Here is a 20,819-nt window from a genome sequence, read left to right as displayed (position 1 = left end):
TTTATTTATAAAAAATAAATATTATTTAATTATGAATATCATGAATTTATTAAGTCTAATTTATGACTTACCTCTAGCAAATACTTCAAAAAAACAATCTTGGTAACACTTAAAAACAATAAGGTCTTCATTAAAAATGAATATCACTAAGACTAAACGCATAGATGTCTTTAAGATAAAACTTGCAAATAGTGATCTAAAGCATATTAAAATCAGTGATTACAGACGTGGAATAACTTCTCAGTCCATATCTTTGATTTCTCCTAATCGAGTCACACGAAAACGATTCTGACAAAAAAATAACAAAGGATTGTCCTGATTACTATCACTGTATCCGCTTTCTATTTGTAACGGCTTTCCGATCCGTTGTATTAATTGAGAAACTTTTTCATTTCCTACGCACCTCATAACCAATACACGACCTCCATAAGCCCGCGCCATCTGACTAGCAATCAGCATAACTCGCGGAAAAAACACCGCGTTACTATACACCCTTGCTACTAAAGATTGCGGTGAACCAGTAATTAACCATACATCAGTATTTTCATATCTCAGATAGTCAAGAAGTCGTTGGCGCACTTTTTGAAAAGGCGTTAAGCGACGACAAAACCAACGAACAAATTTCTCTTCTCTTTTTAATAATATAGATTCTCGATGACCAAAAGTGATCGACCATAACACTAAACTTATTGGCCAACGCGTTGTACGACCCTGAATAAGCAGCCCAGCGCCAACTACAGGCAATAACGGCAGAAGTAAAAACAAATTTAACAGATGATGCCATAATAACCAGTATATAAATGAACTAAAGATATCCTGTTGATGCAAGGTGCCATCAAGATCAAAAAAGATGATACGTCGACTAGGGTTGACTCTCAAATACTTTACCTCTCCAACTCTGGTAAATCCCATTAGTTAGTCTGTACTAATAAAATTAGTGAAGTCACATATTATGTATGTATATAACGTGTACGTACTGGCATCTATCTTATTTACCTCTAACATAGATTGCGATTCAATAATACAAAACCAATAGATTCATATATCGCATTAAACTAAAATATATTGTCCTTAGTACTCTTTATACATGCGAACCATTTTGAAACCTTCAAGGTTCGAACATACTCTGCATGCTATTTCAATCACATATTAGTAAAGGAGAAACACTGCTCGTGATATGCCAAATTTTCATGAATAGAGGTCTATTCTAGTTATGTATATACAGATGATAGGATAGAACGCTTTTCTTTTTAACATTAAAACACCTATTTGATGAAAGTAATTACGTAGCTACAGTCTTAGCATACTAACTATTCTTGCGATTACTCTTAACAGTACTAAATTTTCTAGCTTGATGGTTAAGTGATCTTGGCTCTGTAATGTTTAGTGAGAAAGCATCTTACGTTTCTGTATAGTTTCTGTAATGATCTTTTGAAGTTCGCCTTTTTGGAACATCTCGAGAATAATATCACAGCCACCATATAACTCACCATCAATCCATAACTGAGGAAAAGTTGGCCAATTAGCATATTTTGGGAGTTCAGCGCGAATTTCTGGATTTTGCAGGATATCGATATAAGCAAATCGCTCCCCGCACGCTGTTAACGCCTGAACTGCCTGAGCTGAAAAACCACAACTCGGTAATTTAGGGGAACCCTTCATATAAAGTAAAATAGGATTTTCTGTAATTTGGCGTTGAATGATCTCAACAGTATTCATAGCAACCTCCTAAAAATAATATTAAATATGCTATCTGTAGAGCTAGCTCTCATGTTCTCTATAACTCAGTCAGATGTGAATTATGAATATTTCAAGTCACTTAATAAAGAAATTAAAATACGAGATAACTATCTAATCCAATTTATATTTGTATTATAACAACCGATTTATATAGTATAAATGAACGTACACTACCTAACACGTTTTATGCTACTGATGTTCTCAAAATAACGTGTGGTCAATCTGCCATACATACACCACAACCCCAACTACGTCTATACAATTTATTAAAGGAGCTGTTTTCTTAATAGTCATACTATCGTATGATGTACTGGATGAGTCAACCATCAAGGTTATCCTGCTAAAAACATATATGTAATATGAGTTACGTATTTTAGACACGTTCACTTACAGTAGATAAGGAGAATTCGGTAATGCCTTCCTATCATCCCAAAGTAAAAAAAGCAGTGATTCCAGTTGCTGGTTTCGGGACTCGTATGCTACCTGCAACCAAAGCGATCCCAAAAGAAATGTTACCACTTGTAGATAAACCATTGATTCAATATGTTTTTCATGAATGTATTGCAGCTGGTATCCATGATATTATTTTAGTAACAAATGCCTCTAAAAAATCTATTAAAAAACACTTTGATGCTAGCAGTGAATTAGAAACTATTTTAGAAAAACAAACCAAGCACACAATACTAAAAGAGATCCAATCTATTTGTCCACCCTATGTTACTATTATGCAAGTTCATCAAGAGCCAGCCAAAGGACTAGGAGATGCGTTAAGTTGTGCGTGGCAAATAGTTGGAAATAACCCAGTAACGGTCATTTTACCGGATGTCATCCTTGATCAATACACATCAAATCTTTCAAAAGATAATCTAGCTGAGATGATCCAAAGATTTGACGAAACAAATCATAGCCAGATTATGGTAAAACCCGTAAATGATACCTCTAATTACGGTGTGGTTGATTGTTTAGAAACTTCCTTAAGGCCCGGTGATCATGCAACTATAGTCGATATTATAGAAAAACCTACAAAAAACACAACTCTCTCTAATCTTGCCATAGTAGGTCGCTATGTGCTCTCTGCACAAATCTGGCCTTTACTCAGTCAGACAACTCCAGGGAGAAATGAAGAAATTCAATTAACTGATTCTATTGCTTTGCTGATGCAAAAAGAAAAAGTAGAAGCTTATGTTCTGAAAGGTGACAGCTATGATTGCGGAGATAAACTTGGTTATATGCAAGCATTCCTAAAACATAGCATGCATCACAGGCTGTTAGGTAATACATTCCGGTCGTGGTTGCATCAAATACAAAATGCTCCATACAATCTATAGATTGTAACATGTCTGACACTACTCTCAGACAATCTGTACATAGGTCGCATAAAAAGCCATTACCTTATGTCTTCTGTCTGCTTACTGCTCGAACGTGTGTTATTATTGTATAATATTCTGACCTATATAATATGTATTTTTTCTAAACAACGTTACCCAGGCTCTTTCGTGTTTGAACTAACCCTACTTGGTTACGCAAAAAATTCACAGACGTTACATCAAGCTCTTGCCAACATCCACGCGACAAATTTTTTGATAAAACTATATCTCCAAAACGTATACGTATCAGACGGTTCACTTGCACACCTACAGCTTCCCATAAACGGCGCACCTCACGATTTCTACCTTCTAGCAAAGTCATATGATACCACCGATTCATTCCTGTTCCCCGGACAAAATTTAAGGTTTTACACGCAGCCAGCCCGTCCTTTAATATCACGCCATCACGTAAACTATTAATACATCTCTTATTAATCACTCCAAAAACACGTACTACATACTCTCTCTCGACGTTATAACGTGGATGCATTAAGCAATGAGCTAATTGACCATCAGTGGTGAATAGCAGCAAACCTTCAGTATTGATGTCTAAACGGCCCACCGATACCCAGCGTGCTCTATCTAATTTTGGCAAACGATCAACTACCCTTGTTCGTCCTGTATACTCATCATGGCTACATATCTCTCCTGCTATCTTATGATACGCTATTACACGACATGGTTGAAAAGATAAATCAGCCATTGATATACTCTGACCATCCATGAAAATCTGCAATGTAGGATGCCACTGAATTCTCTCTCCAAGTCGGGGTAATTTACCATCAATGCTAATACGCCCAGCTTGAATCATTCTTTCTATTTGACGTCGTGATCCCAATCCAGCACGTGCTAAAAACTTTTGCAGTTTTTCGCTCATAATAATCTCTTTATAAACCAGATTAACACACTAGGCATCAAAAATGATCTATACGTATGTAAAAACATAAAGATACAACATCCTGATCTATATTATTAAGGATATTATTATAAATCGTCATTGTCGCAATATAGAATATAGATTGAGGAAATCAAAACTTTCATGTCAATACGCTGATCGAATTGAATCATACAACTATTTCACTATAAATTTAATGTTCGTTTTATCACCTAAACGTCATGATATAAAATCAATCATTATAGAATTTTCGTAATATACAAAAACACCGGAAAATCAATCACACTCCATCATTACAATCTAACCAATCTAAAAATTATTTCATTATTCTCTATTATGAAATCAGACTGTTAGTCACATACATAACTAGTAAATATCATATACATCATTAATCTTCTATCAGAACCTATGATCATTACTCTGTAGATGAAATACTGTTAAAAATAGAATGTACAATCTGTAAAGCTTCTTGTTCTATTTGATTGCGATGTCCAACTCCTAAAAGACTCTCACAATAAAGTTTATAAGAATCTTCTGTACCAGATGGACGCAAAGCAAACCACCCATTATTAGTAACTACTTTTAAACCACCAATAGATGCGCCGTTTCCCGGCGCTTCTGTTAGATAAGCGCTAATCACATCTCCTGCTAACATATTTGTACTCAAGCTATCAGCTGATAAATGTGTTAATGCTAATTTTTGTATAGATGTAGCAGGATTCTGTAAACGAACATAGCTAGATTCACCAAAGCGTTGCGCAAGCCAATTATAGTACTGTTGCGGGTTTTTACCAGTCACCGCTGTAATTTCTGCGGCTAATAAGCACATAATAATACCATCCTTATCAGTAGACCAGGGTGTACCATCAAATCGCAAAAACGAAGCACCAGCACTTTCTTCTCCGCCAAAACCTAAACTACCATTAAATAAACCATCTACAAACCATTTAAAGCCAACCGGCACTTCTACCAACTGACGACCAATATCTTGCACTATACGATCTATCATCACACTTGAAACCAGTGTTTTCCCAACTGCGACCTGTTTTTTCCACTGTGGTCTATTCTGAAATAGATAATGAATAGCTACTGCTAAATAATGATTAGGATGCATGAGGCCAGAAGGAGTAATAATACCATGACGATCATCATCGGGATCATTAGCAAATGATAGATCAAATTTATCACGCCGCGCTAATAAACCCGCCATTGCTGAGTGTGATGAACAATCCATTCGGATCACTCCATCATGATCAAGGTGCATAAAACGAAAAGTTTGATCAATCACATCATTCACAACCGTCAGATCTAGATGATATAAATCTGCGATACGCTGCCAACATGCAATACCAGCACCGCCTAACGGATCTACGCCAATTTTTAAATTAGCCTTCTGTATTGCTGGCATATCTACTATATATAATAAATCTTCAATATAAGGTTGGATAATATCCTCTTCTCTAATATAGCCACTGCTCCACGCTTCCTCTAATGTCATGCGTTTGACTGCCTTTAAACCATCCTGAATTAGCGCATTAGCGCGTGCTTCTAAAGTTCTCGTGTAACTAGTATGTGCTGGCCCACCATGTGGTAAATTATACTTAATTCCACCATCTTCCGGTGGATTATGCGATGCTGTAATAATAATACCATCAGCTTGTAAGCCACCAAGTTTATTATGTTCAATGATCGCATGAGAGATAGCAGGTGTTGGCGTATACCCATTATCTCTTTGCAGGATCATATCTACACCATTCGCAGACAAAACCTCTAGTACTGAAAGCATGGCTGGTTCCGATAAGGCATGTGTGTCTTTTCCTACATACGACGGACCTGTAACGCCATTTTTAATGCGTTCTTCAGCAATAGCCTGTGCGATCGCTAAAATATGCGTTTCATTAAAACTATGACGCATCGCACTTCCACGATGCCCAGAAGTACCAAACTTAACCGCATGATCAACACGGCCTGTCTTAGGCCGCAGGACATAATACTGAGCAGTTAATTGCGCTACATTAACTAAATCACTCTGCCGAGCAAGTTGCCCAGCCCGTGAACAAGTTCCCATAGGCGCTTTTTCCTAATACTAACACAACAAGGGGAGTTAAATGTATGCGTACCATCATATCTTTGTAGAACTTTATAACTCACTAATGATCTAATAGTATGGATTAATGGTACACTCATATAAGAACCTGTACTTACAGTTTGCATGCACGTATGTAACACGTGCACTCACGTGTCAAGATACCACACTCTCTGTAGATCGGAATCACTATAGTTACCATATTATTATATGATTAGTGTTATAGTCATTTCGACAAGCTGTAAAAAACACTATACCTGGTATTAAAAAAACAGCCGCTCTAATTACCTAGAAATACTCCAAATTATAACTCGATAACATTCTATGTTTAGAAAATATCTATGACGTATAGCTAACATGTTGATATCATCAGCGTAAACTCTGCTCTTTTCCTTTGACATTGCATCCTCATGCTCTCCAGAGCTTGCTATAAAACAATGCTCTGTCTTAATGTATCCCAGAATATAAGATGGAATGCATGCATTAGTGTTTATAATGACCATGTAATGGTATCAATTCATCATGATAGATCTTAGACTATATACAACGTTTAATTTTGAAAAAAATCTTACATTTTCATATTTTATATCAACTTTATGGTGAATCATTAAAATTCTATTAACTCAATACATAAAGTTAATATAAATATCATGCATTTTGACTATAGGTTGTATAATGGTTCTAAGTATTACGGCGCTGAGGTGACTTGAAGCGTTTTAAGCATCTCTTCGTATAGCATAAACTGTCCTTCGATTAATTTTACTCATGCGTAATATCAACTGGAATATAAAAAACACCATTTATAGGCAATGCATTCCTCTTTGCTACCATGCAAAATTATAAATACGCATGTTTTCCATATTTTACAACAATATCACCGATGACAAGTTGCACTACTAAGATTGTTAAGTGACGAATACAAGAGCCACAATATACAACGAGATCTCGTGCACACACAAAATAAAAACACTTACATAACTGTACCATACACCCTATGCCATAACAAATACTCAAATTATCTACAATATCTATCTGCACATGCTACTAACCTAGCACCATATAATTCTCATAAACAAACACATCAAATAACATCCCATACATTAGATATTTAAATGTAAGTATATTACCATAATATAGAAAATTGCATCGAATATATAATATTTTATATAAATATTTTCTGTAGTGATCTTAAAAACGCCACTTCTCCTCTGTGACTGGTACACTGCTTTTTAATATGTGAATCTCATGCTGCAATAAACCTAAATATCATGAAATTCATAATGTAATAAGATATGACAATATCATTACATCATATGCTGTTCTACACCACGAATTTGATCGCTCATATATTACATTTCTGATAGCTGTAGTTAAGTACTGGTAAAAATAAAGTCAAAATTCTCAATAAACAGAAGGTATAAGCATAAATAGTATAAAAGAATATACATCATACTCACCAGTTTTAATTATAGCTTTTCAAGCTATACTATAAATTGATATTTTATTATCAAAATTCATTACCTATCATAAGTATTATACTCAATCAAATCGTCTGTATTACAAATATTTAAAAGCATAAAGTTAAAAAATATATGTAAGAAAAGAATTCATTCATATTCTAAGATTGTATAAGACCAATCGCCTTCTTTAAAATACATAAAGATACAATACACTGGAGGCGAACTACTTACCTCACAAATCGAAAAAGAACAAACTTTTACAACAAAATCTTACTGTGTAAATCTTATTTTTTTAACGCTTTTGCAGTGTACTACACTGCTATTCTATAGCCCCTGATCATACCTGCAGTACAGTTATGTTCTTTAGTCCTCATAACTAGTTAAACATTAAGCATTCACTATTGAGATTATAATGTATGCATACATTAAATATTTATAAGTAGAATATTCACCATGCTGTATATAATATCGTATCTTGTAACATCTAGGATGTTTATTACACACGTTGATAGGTTTATCAGACAGATATTAATTGTCTAACAACCCCTCACCTTTTTTAATATAAAATACATTATATTATTCCATGTTATTCTTGATCGTTACAAATATAAGCAAAGATTACGGATGTCATTTTATTAGGATGAATCAATAATTATTATATTTACAAAAAATATTATAAAAAACATTATTTTGATGCTATCCTGAGATATATGTTATGATATTATAATTAGGCCGTTTGATCATGAAAATTCTGCGATTGGCGATAGTACGACAGAGATACCGTCCTGATGGTGGTGCAGAGAAATTTGTTACCTCTGCGCTAGAAGCACTATCAGTTCTAAAGATGATCAATCTCAATATCATTACCCGTCAATGGGAATATCCGCAAAAAGCAAACTGGAACGTATATCAATGTAATCCAAGCCAATGGGGGCGTGTCAGTCGTGAAAAAAGATTTGCACAGGCTGCACGAACTCTCTGGTGTCGTGAAGGTTTTCATCTTGTCCAAAGTCATGAACGTATTTCTGGATGTGACATATATCGTGCAGGAGATGGTGTCCACACAAAATGGTTAGAACAACGTTGTCGCGTTTTACCAAAATGGCGACAAAAATTGTTATTTGCTAGCCGTTATCATCGTAATGTAATAGAAGCTGAACGTGCGTTATATCGGTCGTCGGCACTAAAAGCGGTCATATGCAATGCACGGATGGTCAAACAAGAAATTATCGAGACATTTGGAGTACCTGAACATAAGATTCACGTTATCTATAACTCTATTAATATTCAAAAATTTTTCCCAGTTGATCATTATCAGCGCGTAAAAATACGAAAAATGCTTGCTTTACCATTAGAGGAACATCTTCTGATTTATGTAGGATCCGGTTTTGAGCGCAAAGGACTGTCCGCGGCTCTTCACGCCATAGCCAATACTCATTCTTATCTACTAGTCATTGGTAGAGATAAAGCAGAAAAAAAATATATAACTATAGCTCAAAAACTTGGCTGTGGTAACCGCATTATTTTTGCTGGTATACAACTAAACATATGCGAATGGTATCAAGCTTCAGATGGATTGCTGCTACCTACCTTGTACGACCCGTGCCCTAATGTCATCTTGGAAGCATTAGCTTGCGGCTTACCCATCATCACTTCTACTCATTGTGGTGGAAACGAATTTATTACGCCTGGTCTAAATGGCTATATTTGCGATGCTCTAGATATCAAATCTTTAACAGACGCCATAGTAGCATTGACTGCATCGACCTATAACAGCCAAAGAAGTGCTTTCTCACGCGCGCAAATTATACCGCTATCTGCTCAACTCTTATCTGAAAAACTGATATCTCTTTATAAAAAAATTCTGGATTAACTCATGCGTATCTTAATGATTATTGATGGACTCCCTGGTGGAGGAGCTGAAAAAGTCGTATTGACATTATGTCAGGACATACATCATATGGGACATCGCGTAACTCTGTTATCATTGCGTGATGTTTGTCATTATACACTACCTCAAGAAGTGCAGTATGAAGTACTCAAACCACTGACTTACCCGTCATCTTGGAAAGATTTTACGACACACTCTCGAACTGCTTATGCGCTAAATCATTTTATTTCACTCCATGAAACGAAAGAAGGAACATATGATCTTATTTGTTCGCATTTATATAATACTGATCGTATTGTCGTTCATTCTCAGATTTCTTCTAAAAACATATGGTTTTGTGTCCATAGCATGTTGTCTACCTCCTATTTATGGCACCGGCATGGACTAGATCGCTGGCTGAAAAAAAAACAAATAACCAAACTTTATTCTAATAAAAATATTGTATCTGTGTCTACCTCTGTTGCAGAAGACTTAGTATGTAATTTGTCTATTACGCCCCGTCGATTAACGGTCATTCATAACCCATTTCAAATTGACAATATTCTGAATAAAGCAATCGAAAAGCATAATGTACCAAACTCACCATATCTCATACATGTAGGGCGTTTTCATCCACATAAACGTCACGATCGCCTATTATTGGCCTATGCAGAATCAAATATTCCCGCCCCCTTGGTGCTTGTTGGTTCTGGGCAGATCCAACAAATCAATATGATCAAAAAACTGGCAGCAAAATTACATCTTTTAGAACGGATAATCTTTGCTGGTTTCCATAAAAACCCCTACCCTCTAATTAAAAATGCAAAAATGCTAATCCTAAGCTCAGATAGTGAAGGGTTTGGCAATGTACTTGTCGAAGCATTGCTTTGCCAAACACCAGTGGTAAGTACACGCTGTCCAGGTGGACCTGCAGAAATTTTAGAAAAAGCAGGAATGGGCAACATGCTAACAGCTCTAACTAGTCATGCGCTAGCAGAAAAAATGAAAGAAGTATATTTATCTCCACCCGCTCCTATCGATAAAAAAAGGTTAATGATCTATAGCTCTAAAATCATTTGTCAACAGTATTTAAATCTTGCTACACAGTCTCAAAATAAATAACGCCGTATCAATATGCTTTATATGTATAGTCTAAAACTATGATTACAGTTGAAAAAACTAGAAGTGCGTCCTTAAAAAATCACTGTATACTATTGTATTATACAATACCTATCAATCTCACCAAACATATCATGCCACATACGATAAAAGTCACCTATGATCTATGTCAATGAATGCTTAAGAAAAACTATCACTCCGTGCTGTCTATGTTTTTCTATTCTATCTTGTAGATAAATGCTCTAACTCTTCACGAAGATACATCTGCATGACTGACTCTAACAACACATGAATAATATTATTGCTTAAAGTATTCAATTATCAACTTCTACAAGACTATATTCGCCTTACAATACGATGTATTGCTACATGATAAACCATAGAAAGAGGATCGAGAGACAGCACAAAAACATATAAAAACATTTTATTAATAAAATCCAATGGTATTATATCACTAATGAAATAGTGCTATAATATACCAATCATTGATATGTAAGATAATTACACGCCAAGTGCTATACCAATAAACACAACAAAACCAACTAAGTTATTATGTAGAAACGCCTTCAAACATAACTCTGCCTGACGACCAGCTATTAATACTTGCTGATAAAGAAATAAAATAAATGCTAGTAACATAAACGCATAAAATATTAGATGCAAGCCCATCATAAAACCTACTAACATCAATACTATCCATACTGCTAGTTGTAATATACTAATTATTATTTTATCGTAACTATTAAATAAAATTGCTGTAGATTTTACGCCAATTTTTAAATCATCAGCACGATCAGCCATTGAATATTCTGTATCATAAGATACCACCCACAACAGATTAGCTAAAAAAAGCAACCAACAATTTATTGGCATATTTTCACTTACAGCGGACCAAGCCATTGGGATTCCCCAACTAAAAGACGCCCCTAACACCACCTGTGGTACATAAGTGTATCTTTTCATAAAAGGATATGTGCAAGTTAACACTAGTCCACATAGCGACAAACATATCGTGATCATGTTCAAAGTTAATACTAAACACAAAGCCAGAAATAGTAGCCCAATAAATAATATTTGTGCCTCCTGAACAGATACTTTCCCACTAGGCAATGGGCGGCTTTTTGTCCGCAAAACACCCCTATCAATACCGCTATCGATTATATCATTAACGACACAACCCGCTGAACGCATACAAAAAACCCCTAATATGAATACGAAAAGTGTTTTAAGCGGTGGCGCATGCATGTCTGACAACCATAATGCCCATAAAGTAGGCCATAATAGCAAAAAAAAACCACCAGGTTGATTAATACGTGCCAACTGGCAATAAGCCTTCAGATTTCTTATTTTTAATACAGTCTGCAAAATAATATCAACCCTCTCTACAACCCTACTTCTACAGTAATGAGAAAAATTTCAACTAATGTAACAAGGGAGCGCCATATCTATTTCCTAAAAACCTTCACATATCTTCATGAATCTTTAAGATTGCATGATAAACATGAAATATATTAAAATTATATAAACAATCCGTATGAACATATTGATACATATGAATCACAACTACTTCTTATATGCTGCAAAACGTAATCAAGCAGGAATTGTAACTCTACTGATAATCATCCAGGATGACATTTGGCAAAATTCCTGATTTTATGTACCTACATCAAAGATCTTTGTCTAATTGTATACACATCTAATCTTATTTAAAAATTAAACATAGTATTTCACTAAAAATTACTTAATAGATTCATCCATACCACATGTATAGATAATTACTTAATCAAAACACACGCATTTGAGTATGTTTACGAACCATTATTATCCATCATACACCCCCTAGCTGTCTATTATGTACAACAGACATATAAACTGCATACTTACGATACTAATTCAACCATCTATGTACCCTGGTTTATCTGTTAATTCTTAAGATATATCTTAATTTTAAACTTCACGTAACCATAAAATATCATCTCTATCTTAAACTCAAATGATTAACTAATATATAATGTAATTGCATATGACATGATCTCTACTATCTTACAAACACAACATGAACTATTAAAGATTATGCAAATATAATGTATTTTTTGAAGCATCTAATCGTTATTGTAAACTCGCTTTATGAGCACGATCTATGTACAAAAACATTATAATACTCACTGATTTCTCCATTCCAAATAGTACACATACGGTATTCATACTTGTTTGTTATAATAGTTTCTTTTAACGAACCAACAATAAGATTGTAGAACGCAATGGTCATTTGCTATACACCATAACATGAATCCTAATATTTTTCAGATCTCAATTTTAGATACAAATGTATCATTCATATCTGGAGTGAAAATTTCAAGCAATCTTTTATGAGCATTAGCATCACGCATGCGCCTGCTTTTTTCATCAGCATTAATTAATAATTATCATCATGTGATGATGATCTATTGTTATATGATCTTAGAAGAGAAGTAAAACAACCAAAACAACACATCTCAGTTTTACAACTTTCGGATAGAAACTCTAAAGCAGTAAATAATCAATGATTATTGAAAACTCTCTAAAATTTTTATAGAAGGCATGGCCTACAACTTCACCATCACATATTATATTGACTATCGGTATAGAAAAGTCTGCTATAGTGAATCGCATCCAACTATAAAATTTCATAGAAATAAGTGTATCCTAAAATATTTCTATAACTATAGCCCTCTGTGCTATAGTATTATGCTATACTATTTTTATAGTTATAGGATAAGCCGTATGATAGTTTTAGATACATCAATAATTAAATTAGACTATAATACAGCAGTCTATCAATGATAGCTATAGTAGATATACTACTCTCCACAAGGCTGATTACAATAGCACACAAGCTATACATGAGGGGAAAAATGCTATATTATGACCAACAACGTACTAAATATCATTCTATGGCATTAGTACCAATGGTAATTGAACATACCACGCGTGGGGAAAGGTCTTATGATATATACTCACGACTCCTGAAGGAACGTATTGTTTTTCTAATTGGACAAGTAGAAGAACACATGGCTAATCTAATTGTAGCGCAGATGCTATTTTTAGAAGCAGAAAATCCAGAAAAAGATATCCATCTGTATATTAATTCTCCCGGCGGTGTAATTACTGCTGGAATGTCCATTTACGATACCATGCAATTTATTAAACCAGAGATCAACACCATTTGTTTAGGACAAGCATGTTCGATGGGGGCTCTATTGCTCACGGCTGGCACAAAAAACAAACGTTATTGTTTACCACATGCACGAATTATGATTCACCAGCCATTAGGAGGATTTCAGGGACAAGCCTCTGATATTGATATTCATGCACGGGAAATTCTTAGAACAAAAGAGATAATAAATCAATTGATGGCTAAGCATACTGGACAAACGATTCACACTATCGAGCATGATACAAATCGCGATAGATTTCTATCAGCTCAAGAGTCGATCGCCTATGGTCTCGTAGACTCTATATTATCTAAACGTAATTAATCTAATTAATTCGTGATACTAGCAATCCACATGAGTGCCAATAAAACCTATATAATTTAAGATCCAGATATTAACCGGATCTTAGTTCGCTTCAGTGGAATAAAACAAGAATAAAAATGAGAGGTTAATACATGACAGATAAGCGCGAAGACAGTTCAGAACAAATACTGTACTGTTCTTTTTGCGGTAAAAGCCAGTACAAAGTTCGTAAGCTGATTGCTGGCGCGTCAGTATGTATCTGTGATGAATGCGTTAGCTTATGTAATGATATTATTCTTCAGGAAGATAGAGACATCATCACAGATAAAAACAACAGTACTTTACCAACTCCTCATCAAATTCGTAATAACCTTGATGACTATATAATTGGTCAAGGCCAAGCTAAAAAAGTTCTATCGGTAGCAGTTTATAACCACTATAAACGTTTACGCAACAGTGATAAAAGTGACAACATTGAAATTGGTAAGAGTAATATTCTCCTAATTGGCCCAACAGGAAGCGGTAAAACACTGCTAGCCGAAACGATGGCTAAATTTTTAGACGTTCCTTGCACCATAGCGGATGCTACAACTCTAACAGAAGCAGGCTATGTCGGCGAAGATGTTGAAAATATCATTCAACAACTGTTGCAAAAATGTGATTATGACGTAGAGAAAGCTCAACGTGGCATTATATATATTGACGAAATCGATAAAATATCACGAAAATCAGATAACCCGTCTATTACAAGAGATGTCTCTGGCGAAGGTGTACAACAGGCTTTACTGAAGCTTATTGAAGGCACAATAGCATCAGTACCACCCAAAGGTGGTCGCAAACATCCACAGCAAGAATTCTTAAATATTGATACCTCAAAAATTCTTTTTATTTGTGGTGGAGCCTTTACAGGCCTAGAAAAAGTCATATCCAAACGCATAGAAAACGGTATAGGTATTGGTTTTAGTGCATTGTTGACTAATGAATCAAAAAAATCTGCCGCAGGTCAGATTCTAGAACAAGTAGAACCCGAGGATCTGATTAAATTTGGTCTCATTCCAGAATTTATTGGACGACTACCAGTGCTGGCAACACTAAAAGATCTAAAAGAAGACGAGTTAATTAAAATATTACATATACCAAAAAATGCCCTCACCAAACAATATCAAGCACTATTTAGTCTGGAAGGGGTGGAATTAGAATTTCAAACAGAGGCCCTGCAAGCTATTGCACAACAAGCCATAAAAAGAAAAACTGGCGCACGAGGTTTGCGATCTATTATAGAACGTATTTTACTGAACACAATGTACGACCTTCCATCAATAAATAATGTGCAAAAAGTTACCGTTAATCAATCTGTAATTACTGATGACATAGCGCCCTCGCTTACTTATAGAACTGTAAATAACAAGCAAGCCTCTACAGAGGAAACCTTAAATAATTACTCATCTCCAAAACCTACTACTTAGTACATTAAGGTTATTTGAATATTATCTATATAATCTACTATTTTCTGAAATAAGATGATGCCTTAACTCATTAGTTATATTCCGTATTAGTCGCAACCGTGAGTTCGAATGAATAATCATATTATAATAGAGGCAGATACCACAGTCTATTTTTTGTAGTTATTGCATACTTCCCATAGTTTTTCTACAGGAAAGTATCCTTTTTCTCCTTATGACTCGACTTTTCAGTTATATATCCCATTAAATTATAGGAAAATGCTTATCAACCTTCATGTCACCTATCAACTAATAATGAGAAATCTATGATGTTATATGGATATAGTAAAACTATTGCAATTGTTGGAAGATATTATAAAAACCTGCTCTGTCTATACAACAACACTATTACTTCTAAAGCAGATATACACATACTTTCTCATAGCACAATCCAAAAACAGCGTTTACAAAATATTATTTAGTAAAAATACCAGTGACATCCACTAATTTTTTAATTAAAAAATAGACAGAAATATGCTTACTCTATCTTTTATAGATTATTACAGATAAGACATGGATCATATACTATGACCGTTAAAATAGATTTGTAAGATATCTATCTAGATATATTTTATTATTTATAAATACATGGCTAAAACCTCATAGAATTATTTAGAACAAACTATATCCTAATATCACATACTATAAAAATTACCACAATAATATATGACTCCAATACGAACGCTCTGCATAATATATGATAATATTGTGCAGATTCTCGCTGAGATAACACCATAATGGATATTTTAAAATCTCTTTCACGCGCACTGTGGCAACATGATTACGCCGCACTTACAGATCCCTCTCTTGTCTGGGCCTTATATCTCATATTATTTGTAATTTTGTTTCTAGAAAACGGTTGGCTACCAACATCTTTTTTACCAGGAGATAGTTTATTAATATTAGTTGGTGTCCTGATAGCGAAGGGAACAATCAATGGTATCCTAATATTATTTCTCTTAACTATTGCTGCCGGATTAGGCTGTTGGGTAAGTTATATGCAAGGCAGATGGCTAGGAAATACTATGATTATACAAAAATGGTTATCATACCTACCTATGCATTACCACCAAAAAGCTAACTATCTTTTTCATAGATATGGACTATCTGCATTACTCATTAGTCGCTTTATTGCATTTGTACGCACGCTATTACCAACCATCGCAGGTCTATCTAGCTTAAATGGTATACGATTCCAATTTTTTAATTGGGCTAGTGCGTTTCTCTGGGTGTTAGTACTGTTGCTAGTCGGGTTTTTGCTTGGTAATACACAAATATTTTACTATTACGAAGCGCAGTTCATGCTCTTTCTAATCTTGTTACCATTAGGGCTCATGCTCTTGAGTGCCATTAGCATTGCATATATATTCTTTCGTCATAGCATATCAGAAAATAAAAACAATAATTGATAATGTCTGTAATGTACTTATAACGCCATCACAAGAAACAAATCAAGCTTCAGGCTACCTCCCAGTCTGCTAGCAAAACATGGTATAATTATAAAGCATTTTTAGACATCCACCCATCGCTCTTCCTATGTAAATTTTATATAATACTATATTGAAGTACGGAAAAGAAATATCTAATCTTTACATTACCTACCCCAGATAGGCGATATAATATAAAAACCAAGAAGAACGGAGTAGCATAAGGCTATTCACGGCATGTTCACTTTGCATTACACTTTAATACTGTAGTTAGATATGATACAACTTCACTTATCTTAAGCACATGCTTTTTATCTGATGCTCGAGATTGATATTCAACCACCGCATGATCCATGCTATTCTCATTAATTACTAAAATATGTGGAATGCCAATAAGGTTCATGTCTGAAAACATTACTCCAGGTCTTTCTATCCGATCATCTAACAGAACATCAACACCTTGAAGAAACAACTGATGATACAAATCTTCAGCTATACGTTGAATACAAGATGTTTGTTGCATAGCCATAGGTACAATTGCAACCTGAAATGGTGCTAAAGCTGGTGACCAGATTATTCCACGTTGATCATGATTTTGCTCAATTGCAGCAGCTACAATACGACTAATGCCCATACCATAACATCCCATTCTTAAAATATGGCTAGATCCATTATTATCTTGTGCTGAAGCTTTTAAAACTTTAGAATATTTTGTACCTAACTGAAAAATATGACCTACCTCAATGCCACGTTGTATTAATAATGTACCGTGACCATCTGGACTGCGATCCCCTGCCACAACATTCCGAATATCTTCAACACGAGGAAGAGGTAAATCACGCTCCCAATTCACACCACTCAAATATTGAGCATCGACATTCGCACCAACAATAAAATCACTCATTACAGCAACAGAATGATCAGCTATAATCGGTATACTTAAACCCACTGGTCCTATAGACCCTACTCCGGTTTCAAAATATTGACGAATCTCTGTATTACTAGCCAACCTCAGTGGAGCAGAAACTATATCAATATTTTCTGCTTTTATTGTATTTATTTCATGATCTCCTCGGATTAACAGAGCCACTAACTTATGATCACTCTTTTTGCTTGCTTTCACTACTAATGTTTGCACTATATTTGTAATTAAAAACTGACCGTGTGTTATAAGAGAAGTGATATTTGTAATAATATTTGGTATAGAGAATTGCATTTTTTTCTGAGTAGGCAGAGAGCGCACAGTAATTGGTGGTAAAACCCGTACGATTTCTATATTAGCTGTATATGTAGATCTAGTAGAAAATGCAATCTTATCATCGCCACTATCTGCTAACACCTGAAATTCATGTGAAACAGATCCACCAATACTACCTGTATTTGCTTCTACAACACAAAAATTTAAATTCATCCGCCGCAAGATATTACTATAAGCATTATACATAATAGAGTAAGTATGCTCTAGAGAATCCTGATTAACATGAAATGAATAACCATCTTTCATTAGAAATTCTCTGGAACGCATGACACCATAGCGTGGACGAACTTCATCACGAAATTTGGTTTGAATCTGGAATAGATTGATAGGTAACTGTTTATAAGAGTGAATTTCTTTACGAATTAAATCAGTAATAACTTCCTCGTGCGTAGGACCCATTACAAATGCACGATTATTACGATCCACTAATCGTAGTAGTTCTGCTCCATATTGCTCCCAGCGTCCACTTGTCTGCCATAATTGAGCGGGTTGTACTATTGGCATGGATATTTCCACCCCTCCAGCATTTTGCATCTCTTCACGTACAATATTTTCAACTTTTTTTAAAACACGCAAACCAGTTGGCAACCAAGTATATAGACCTGATGCTAATTGTCGAATCATTCCAGCCCGCAACATGAGTTGATGGCTAATAGATTCCGCACCAGAAGGTTTCTCCTTTAGAGTAGCAAGCAAATATTGAGTAGCACGCATAAATTATAATATTACATTAATGAAAATTCGTTAGGTATCACAATACTAGTGGCTGTACCTGATATGTATCATATGATTATAGTACAAGATTGTATATGATGTATACACCATATAAACATCATTTTTGACAACACACATTTGGCTAAGTACAATCAATAGATGATAAAATTATCAAAACCAATATTTTGCAACCAACATAATCATACATTCTTTATACTTTACAAGATAAAGGTAGGAATCATCTTTGAATTAAGTTATACATGGTCTATCGATGTTCTAAGCAAAGAATCACCACCATAAAACAAAATTCAAAACATACTTAGCATAGAGCTCTAAGTTTCTTTTTAAGGTTTTCAAACGTTATACATCTATATTTTTAAATAAAAACACAGTAATATTACAATGTATAAATAAGATAATTTTTTCCAAAAGCCTTGAATATTTCCAGTCGCTCTACTTCTCTATACACAAGGTATAGACTAATCACAGATGTTCTCTTTAGTTTCTTCTTTCATATTGAATGTTAATAATCATGCAGCAGAATATATAAAAAGATAGACGAGATAATCCTGCTCATCGCACGCACTTCTATTTTCTATAGATTCAAATAATGAATACTAAAACCTCCTTACATAATATAATATTCTCATCATGAGTATATAAAATATACATGTATTTGATACACGCACTAAGATGTTCCAAGCACCACCGCTTCTTTTCTTAAAAAGAGAAATGCATCCTCAGCATTTAATCGCATTCACAATGAATAACAATCAGTAGCGCATGACAAATTCACCGTTCATGCTCAAATCATCCAAGCCATAACTAGAAGACTCATTAGCCAATCGTATTGTATGAACCATCATTATGATATGCATATATCATATTATATGATCCTTCTTATTATTAATGATCGTATATCTTATAGTCGTACACGTATTGTATCATCTCTGGTCATCTACTGTAACTCCATCAGGTATGATAAATCTAAATTTATCAGAAGATACAGCGTGAATCTTTTGTTTATTCAAAACATATTTGATACATATACCATCCTGCTCCACTATGCTTAATGTGTTAATAATACCGCTCTGAGATACATTAATACTAAATGTTTGCAAATTATTAAACAATGATTTTGGAGTAAAACAAAAATTATCGCCTTGTTTGAGAATATGATATTGCCTCCAATATCTGAGATCATTACACGATATCAGAATAAATGGAGTACGATGGATTACTTGTTGCATAGAATAGATACTAACTTGTTCCATACATGGGGTATAGTGCCATATCGTCTTTCCATCTGAGATTACGATATTTTCATTAGGTTCAGACAAATACCAATAAAAATGATTTGGTCGCTCAACCCAGAGGTGGCCATCGCCTTCTTGCAGTATGGAATTCTGACGATCTTTAACTTTTTGGTGAAAATCAGCATAAAAGCTTGTCACTTTATTAAGACGCTGCTGTAAAACGCTGATTGTATCTGCATGAACAATACCACTAAAGTGCAACATGCAAACTAACAAACATATAGCGATAAATATGTTTTTCATCATTACTGTAAATTTATGCCACGTAAATTAGAGTTTTTAGACGGATAGTCATCAATGTATATCAATGACAAATTCGAATGCGAATGCATTATGCTTGTGGATCCTGTGAATGAAAATTTAAAATCATCAAGATTTTATCCATACATATCAAGATATAATAATATTATTATAAAATATATCAATAAGGATACTCGTAATAAATTGCATTTCTAAAAAAATTACCGAGACACTTCACCCATCGCTAATAATATATCACTTTACACATTCAGAGAGACAAAGCCCAATAATTAATCATATATAAGTTTAACCGTTTCTTATTAGCATA

13 protein-coding genes are annotated in these 20,819 nt (G+C 34.5%); 6 read left to right on the top strand and 7 right to left on the bottom strand.

The genetic code is table 11. From position 1 onward, the window contains the following. Nucleotides 1-240: 240 nt before the first annotated feature. The gene (gene yfhb / locus ERCIKOCA2762_RS00870; RefSeq protein ID WP_157988346.1) at nt 241-912 is read right to left on the bottom strand and encodes a phosphatidylglycerophosphatase C; all 672 of its coding nucleotides are present in this window, start codon (nt 910-912) and stop codon (nt 241-243) included. Between the two features lie 471 nt (nt 913-1,383). After that, nucleotides 1,384-1,719: a Grx4 family monothiol glutaredoxin gene (locus ERCIKOCA2762_RS00865; protein WP_157988345.1), complete on the bottom strand. Its 336-nt coding sequence runs from the start codon at nt 1,717-1,719 to the stop codon at nt 1,384-1,386. Between the two features lie 434 nt (nt 1,720-2,153). Here ERCIKOCA2762_RS00865 and galU point away from each other — a divergent pair, with 434 nt between their 5' ends. Then, entirely contained in the window at nt 2,154-3,068 is a 915-nt protein-coding gene (gene galU, locus ERCIKOCA2762_RS00860; RefSeq protein WP_157988344.1) for a UTP--glucose-1-phosphate uridylyltransferase GalU, read from the top strand. 142 nt (nt 3,069-3,210) lie between these two features. On the opposite strand, the gene rluB is transcribed toward galU, so the two are convergent. Beyond that, a complete protein-coding gene (gene rluB / locus ERCIKOCA2762_RS00855; protein ID WP_157988343.1) occupies nt 3,211-3,984 on the bottom strand; it encodes a 23S rRNA pseudouridine(2605) synthase RluB in 774 nt (257 codons plus the stop codon). A gap of 433 nt (nt 3,985-4,417) precedes the next feature. Next, nucleotides 4,418-6,070, bottom strand: a complete 1,653-nt coding sequence (pgm, locus tag ERCIKOCA2762_RS00850) for a phosphoglucomutase (alpha-D-glucose-1,6-bisphosphate-dependent) (protein ID WP_157988342.1) — start codon at nt 6,068-6,070, stop codon at nt 4,418-4,420. Nucleotides 6,071-8,290: 2,220 nt separating this feature from the next. On the opposite strand from pgm, the gene ERCIKOCA2762_RS00845 reads away from it, so the two are divergent. Continuing rightward, a complete protein-coding gene (locus tag ERCIKOCA2762_RS00845) occupies nt 8,291-9,421 on the top strand; it encodes a glycosyltransferase family 4 protein (RefSeq protein WP_157988341.1) in 1,131 nt (376 codons plus the stop codon). Nucleotides 9,422-9,424: 3 nt separating this feature from the next. Next, nucleotides 9,425-10,540, top strand: coding sequence for a glycosyltransferase (locus ERCIKOCA2762_RS00840; RefSeq protein WP_157988340.1), 1,116 nt, complete (start codon nt 9,425-9,427; stop codon nt 10,538-10,540). Nucleotides 10,541-11,038: 498 nt separating this feature from the next. Here ERCIKOCA2762_RS00840 and ubiA read toward each other — a convergent pair whose 3' ends face one another. Then, nucleotides 11,039-11,902 carry a 4-hydroxybenzoate octaprenyltransferase gene (ubiA, locus tag ERCIKOCA2762_RS00835; RefSeq protein WP_232043102.1) on the bottom strand — a complete coding sequence of 288 codons (864 nt, stop codon included), beginning with the start codon at nt 11,900-11,902 and terminating at the stop codon, nt 11,039-11,041. Nucleotides 11,903-13,431: 1,529 nt separating this feature from the next. On the opposite strand from ubiA, the gene clpP reads away from it, so the two are divergent. From clpP to ERCIKOCA2762_RS00820, 3 genes are all read left to right on the top strand, one after another. Further along, the gene (gene clpP, locus ERCIKOCA2762_RS00830) at nt 13,432-14,055 is read left to right on the top strand and encodes an ATP-dependent Clp endopeptidase proteolytic subunit ClpP (RefSeq protein ID WP_157988339.1); all 624 of its coding nucleotides are present in this window, start codon (nt 13,432-13,434) and stop codon (nt 14,053-14,055) included. Nucleotides 14,056-14,186: 131 nt separating this feature from the next. Continuing rightward, complete coding sequence (gene clpX / locus ERCIKOCA2762_RS00825) at nt 14,187-15,500, top strand: ATP-dependent protease ATP-binding subunit ClpX (protein WP_157988338.1); 1,314 nt, start codon at nt 14,187-14,189, stop codon at nt 15,498-15,500. A 773-nt stretch (nt 15,501-16,273) separates the two neighbouring features. After that, complete coding sequence (locus ERCIKOCA2762_RS00820; protein ID WP_157988337.1) at nt 16,274-16,945, top strand: DedA family protein; 672 nt, start codon at nt 16,274-16,276, stop codon at nt 16,943-16,945. 259 nt (nt 16,946-17,204) lie between these two features. Here ERCIKOCA2762_RS00820 and ERCIKOCA2762_RS00815 read toward each other — a convergent pair whose 3' ends face one another. Together ERCIKOCA2762_RS00815 and lolA are read right to left on the bottom strand one after the other, a co-directional pair. Beyond that, on the bottom strand, nt 17,205-18,935 hold the full coding sequence (locus ERCIKOCA2762_RS00815; protein WP_157988336.1) for a proline--tRNA ligase: 1,731 nt from the start codon (nt 18,933-18,935) through the stop codon (nt 17,205-17,207). Between the two features lie 944 nt (nt 18,936-19,879). Then, nucleotides 19,880-20,494, bottom strand: a complete 615-nt coding sequence (gene lolA / locus ERCIKOCA2762_RS00810; protein WP_157988763.1) for an outer membrane lipoprotein periplasmic chaperone LolA — start codon at nt 20,492-20,494, stop codon at nt 19,880-19,882. Between the last annotated feature and the right edge of the window lie 325 nt (nt 20,495-20,819).

The sequence above is a fragment of the Candidatus Erwinia haradaeae genome (assembly GCF_900698935.1).
In the GTDB taxonomy this organism is placed as follows: domain Bacteria; phylum Pseudomonadota; class Gammaproteobacteria; order Enterobacterales; family Enterobacteriaceae; genus Erwinia_E; species Erwinia_E haradaeae_D.
This window is presented reverse-complemented; position numbering and strand designations above follow the sequence as displayed.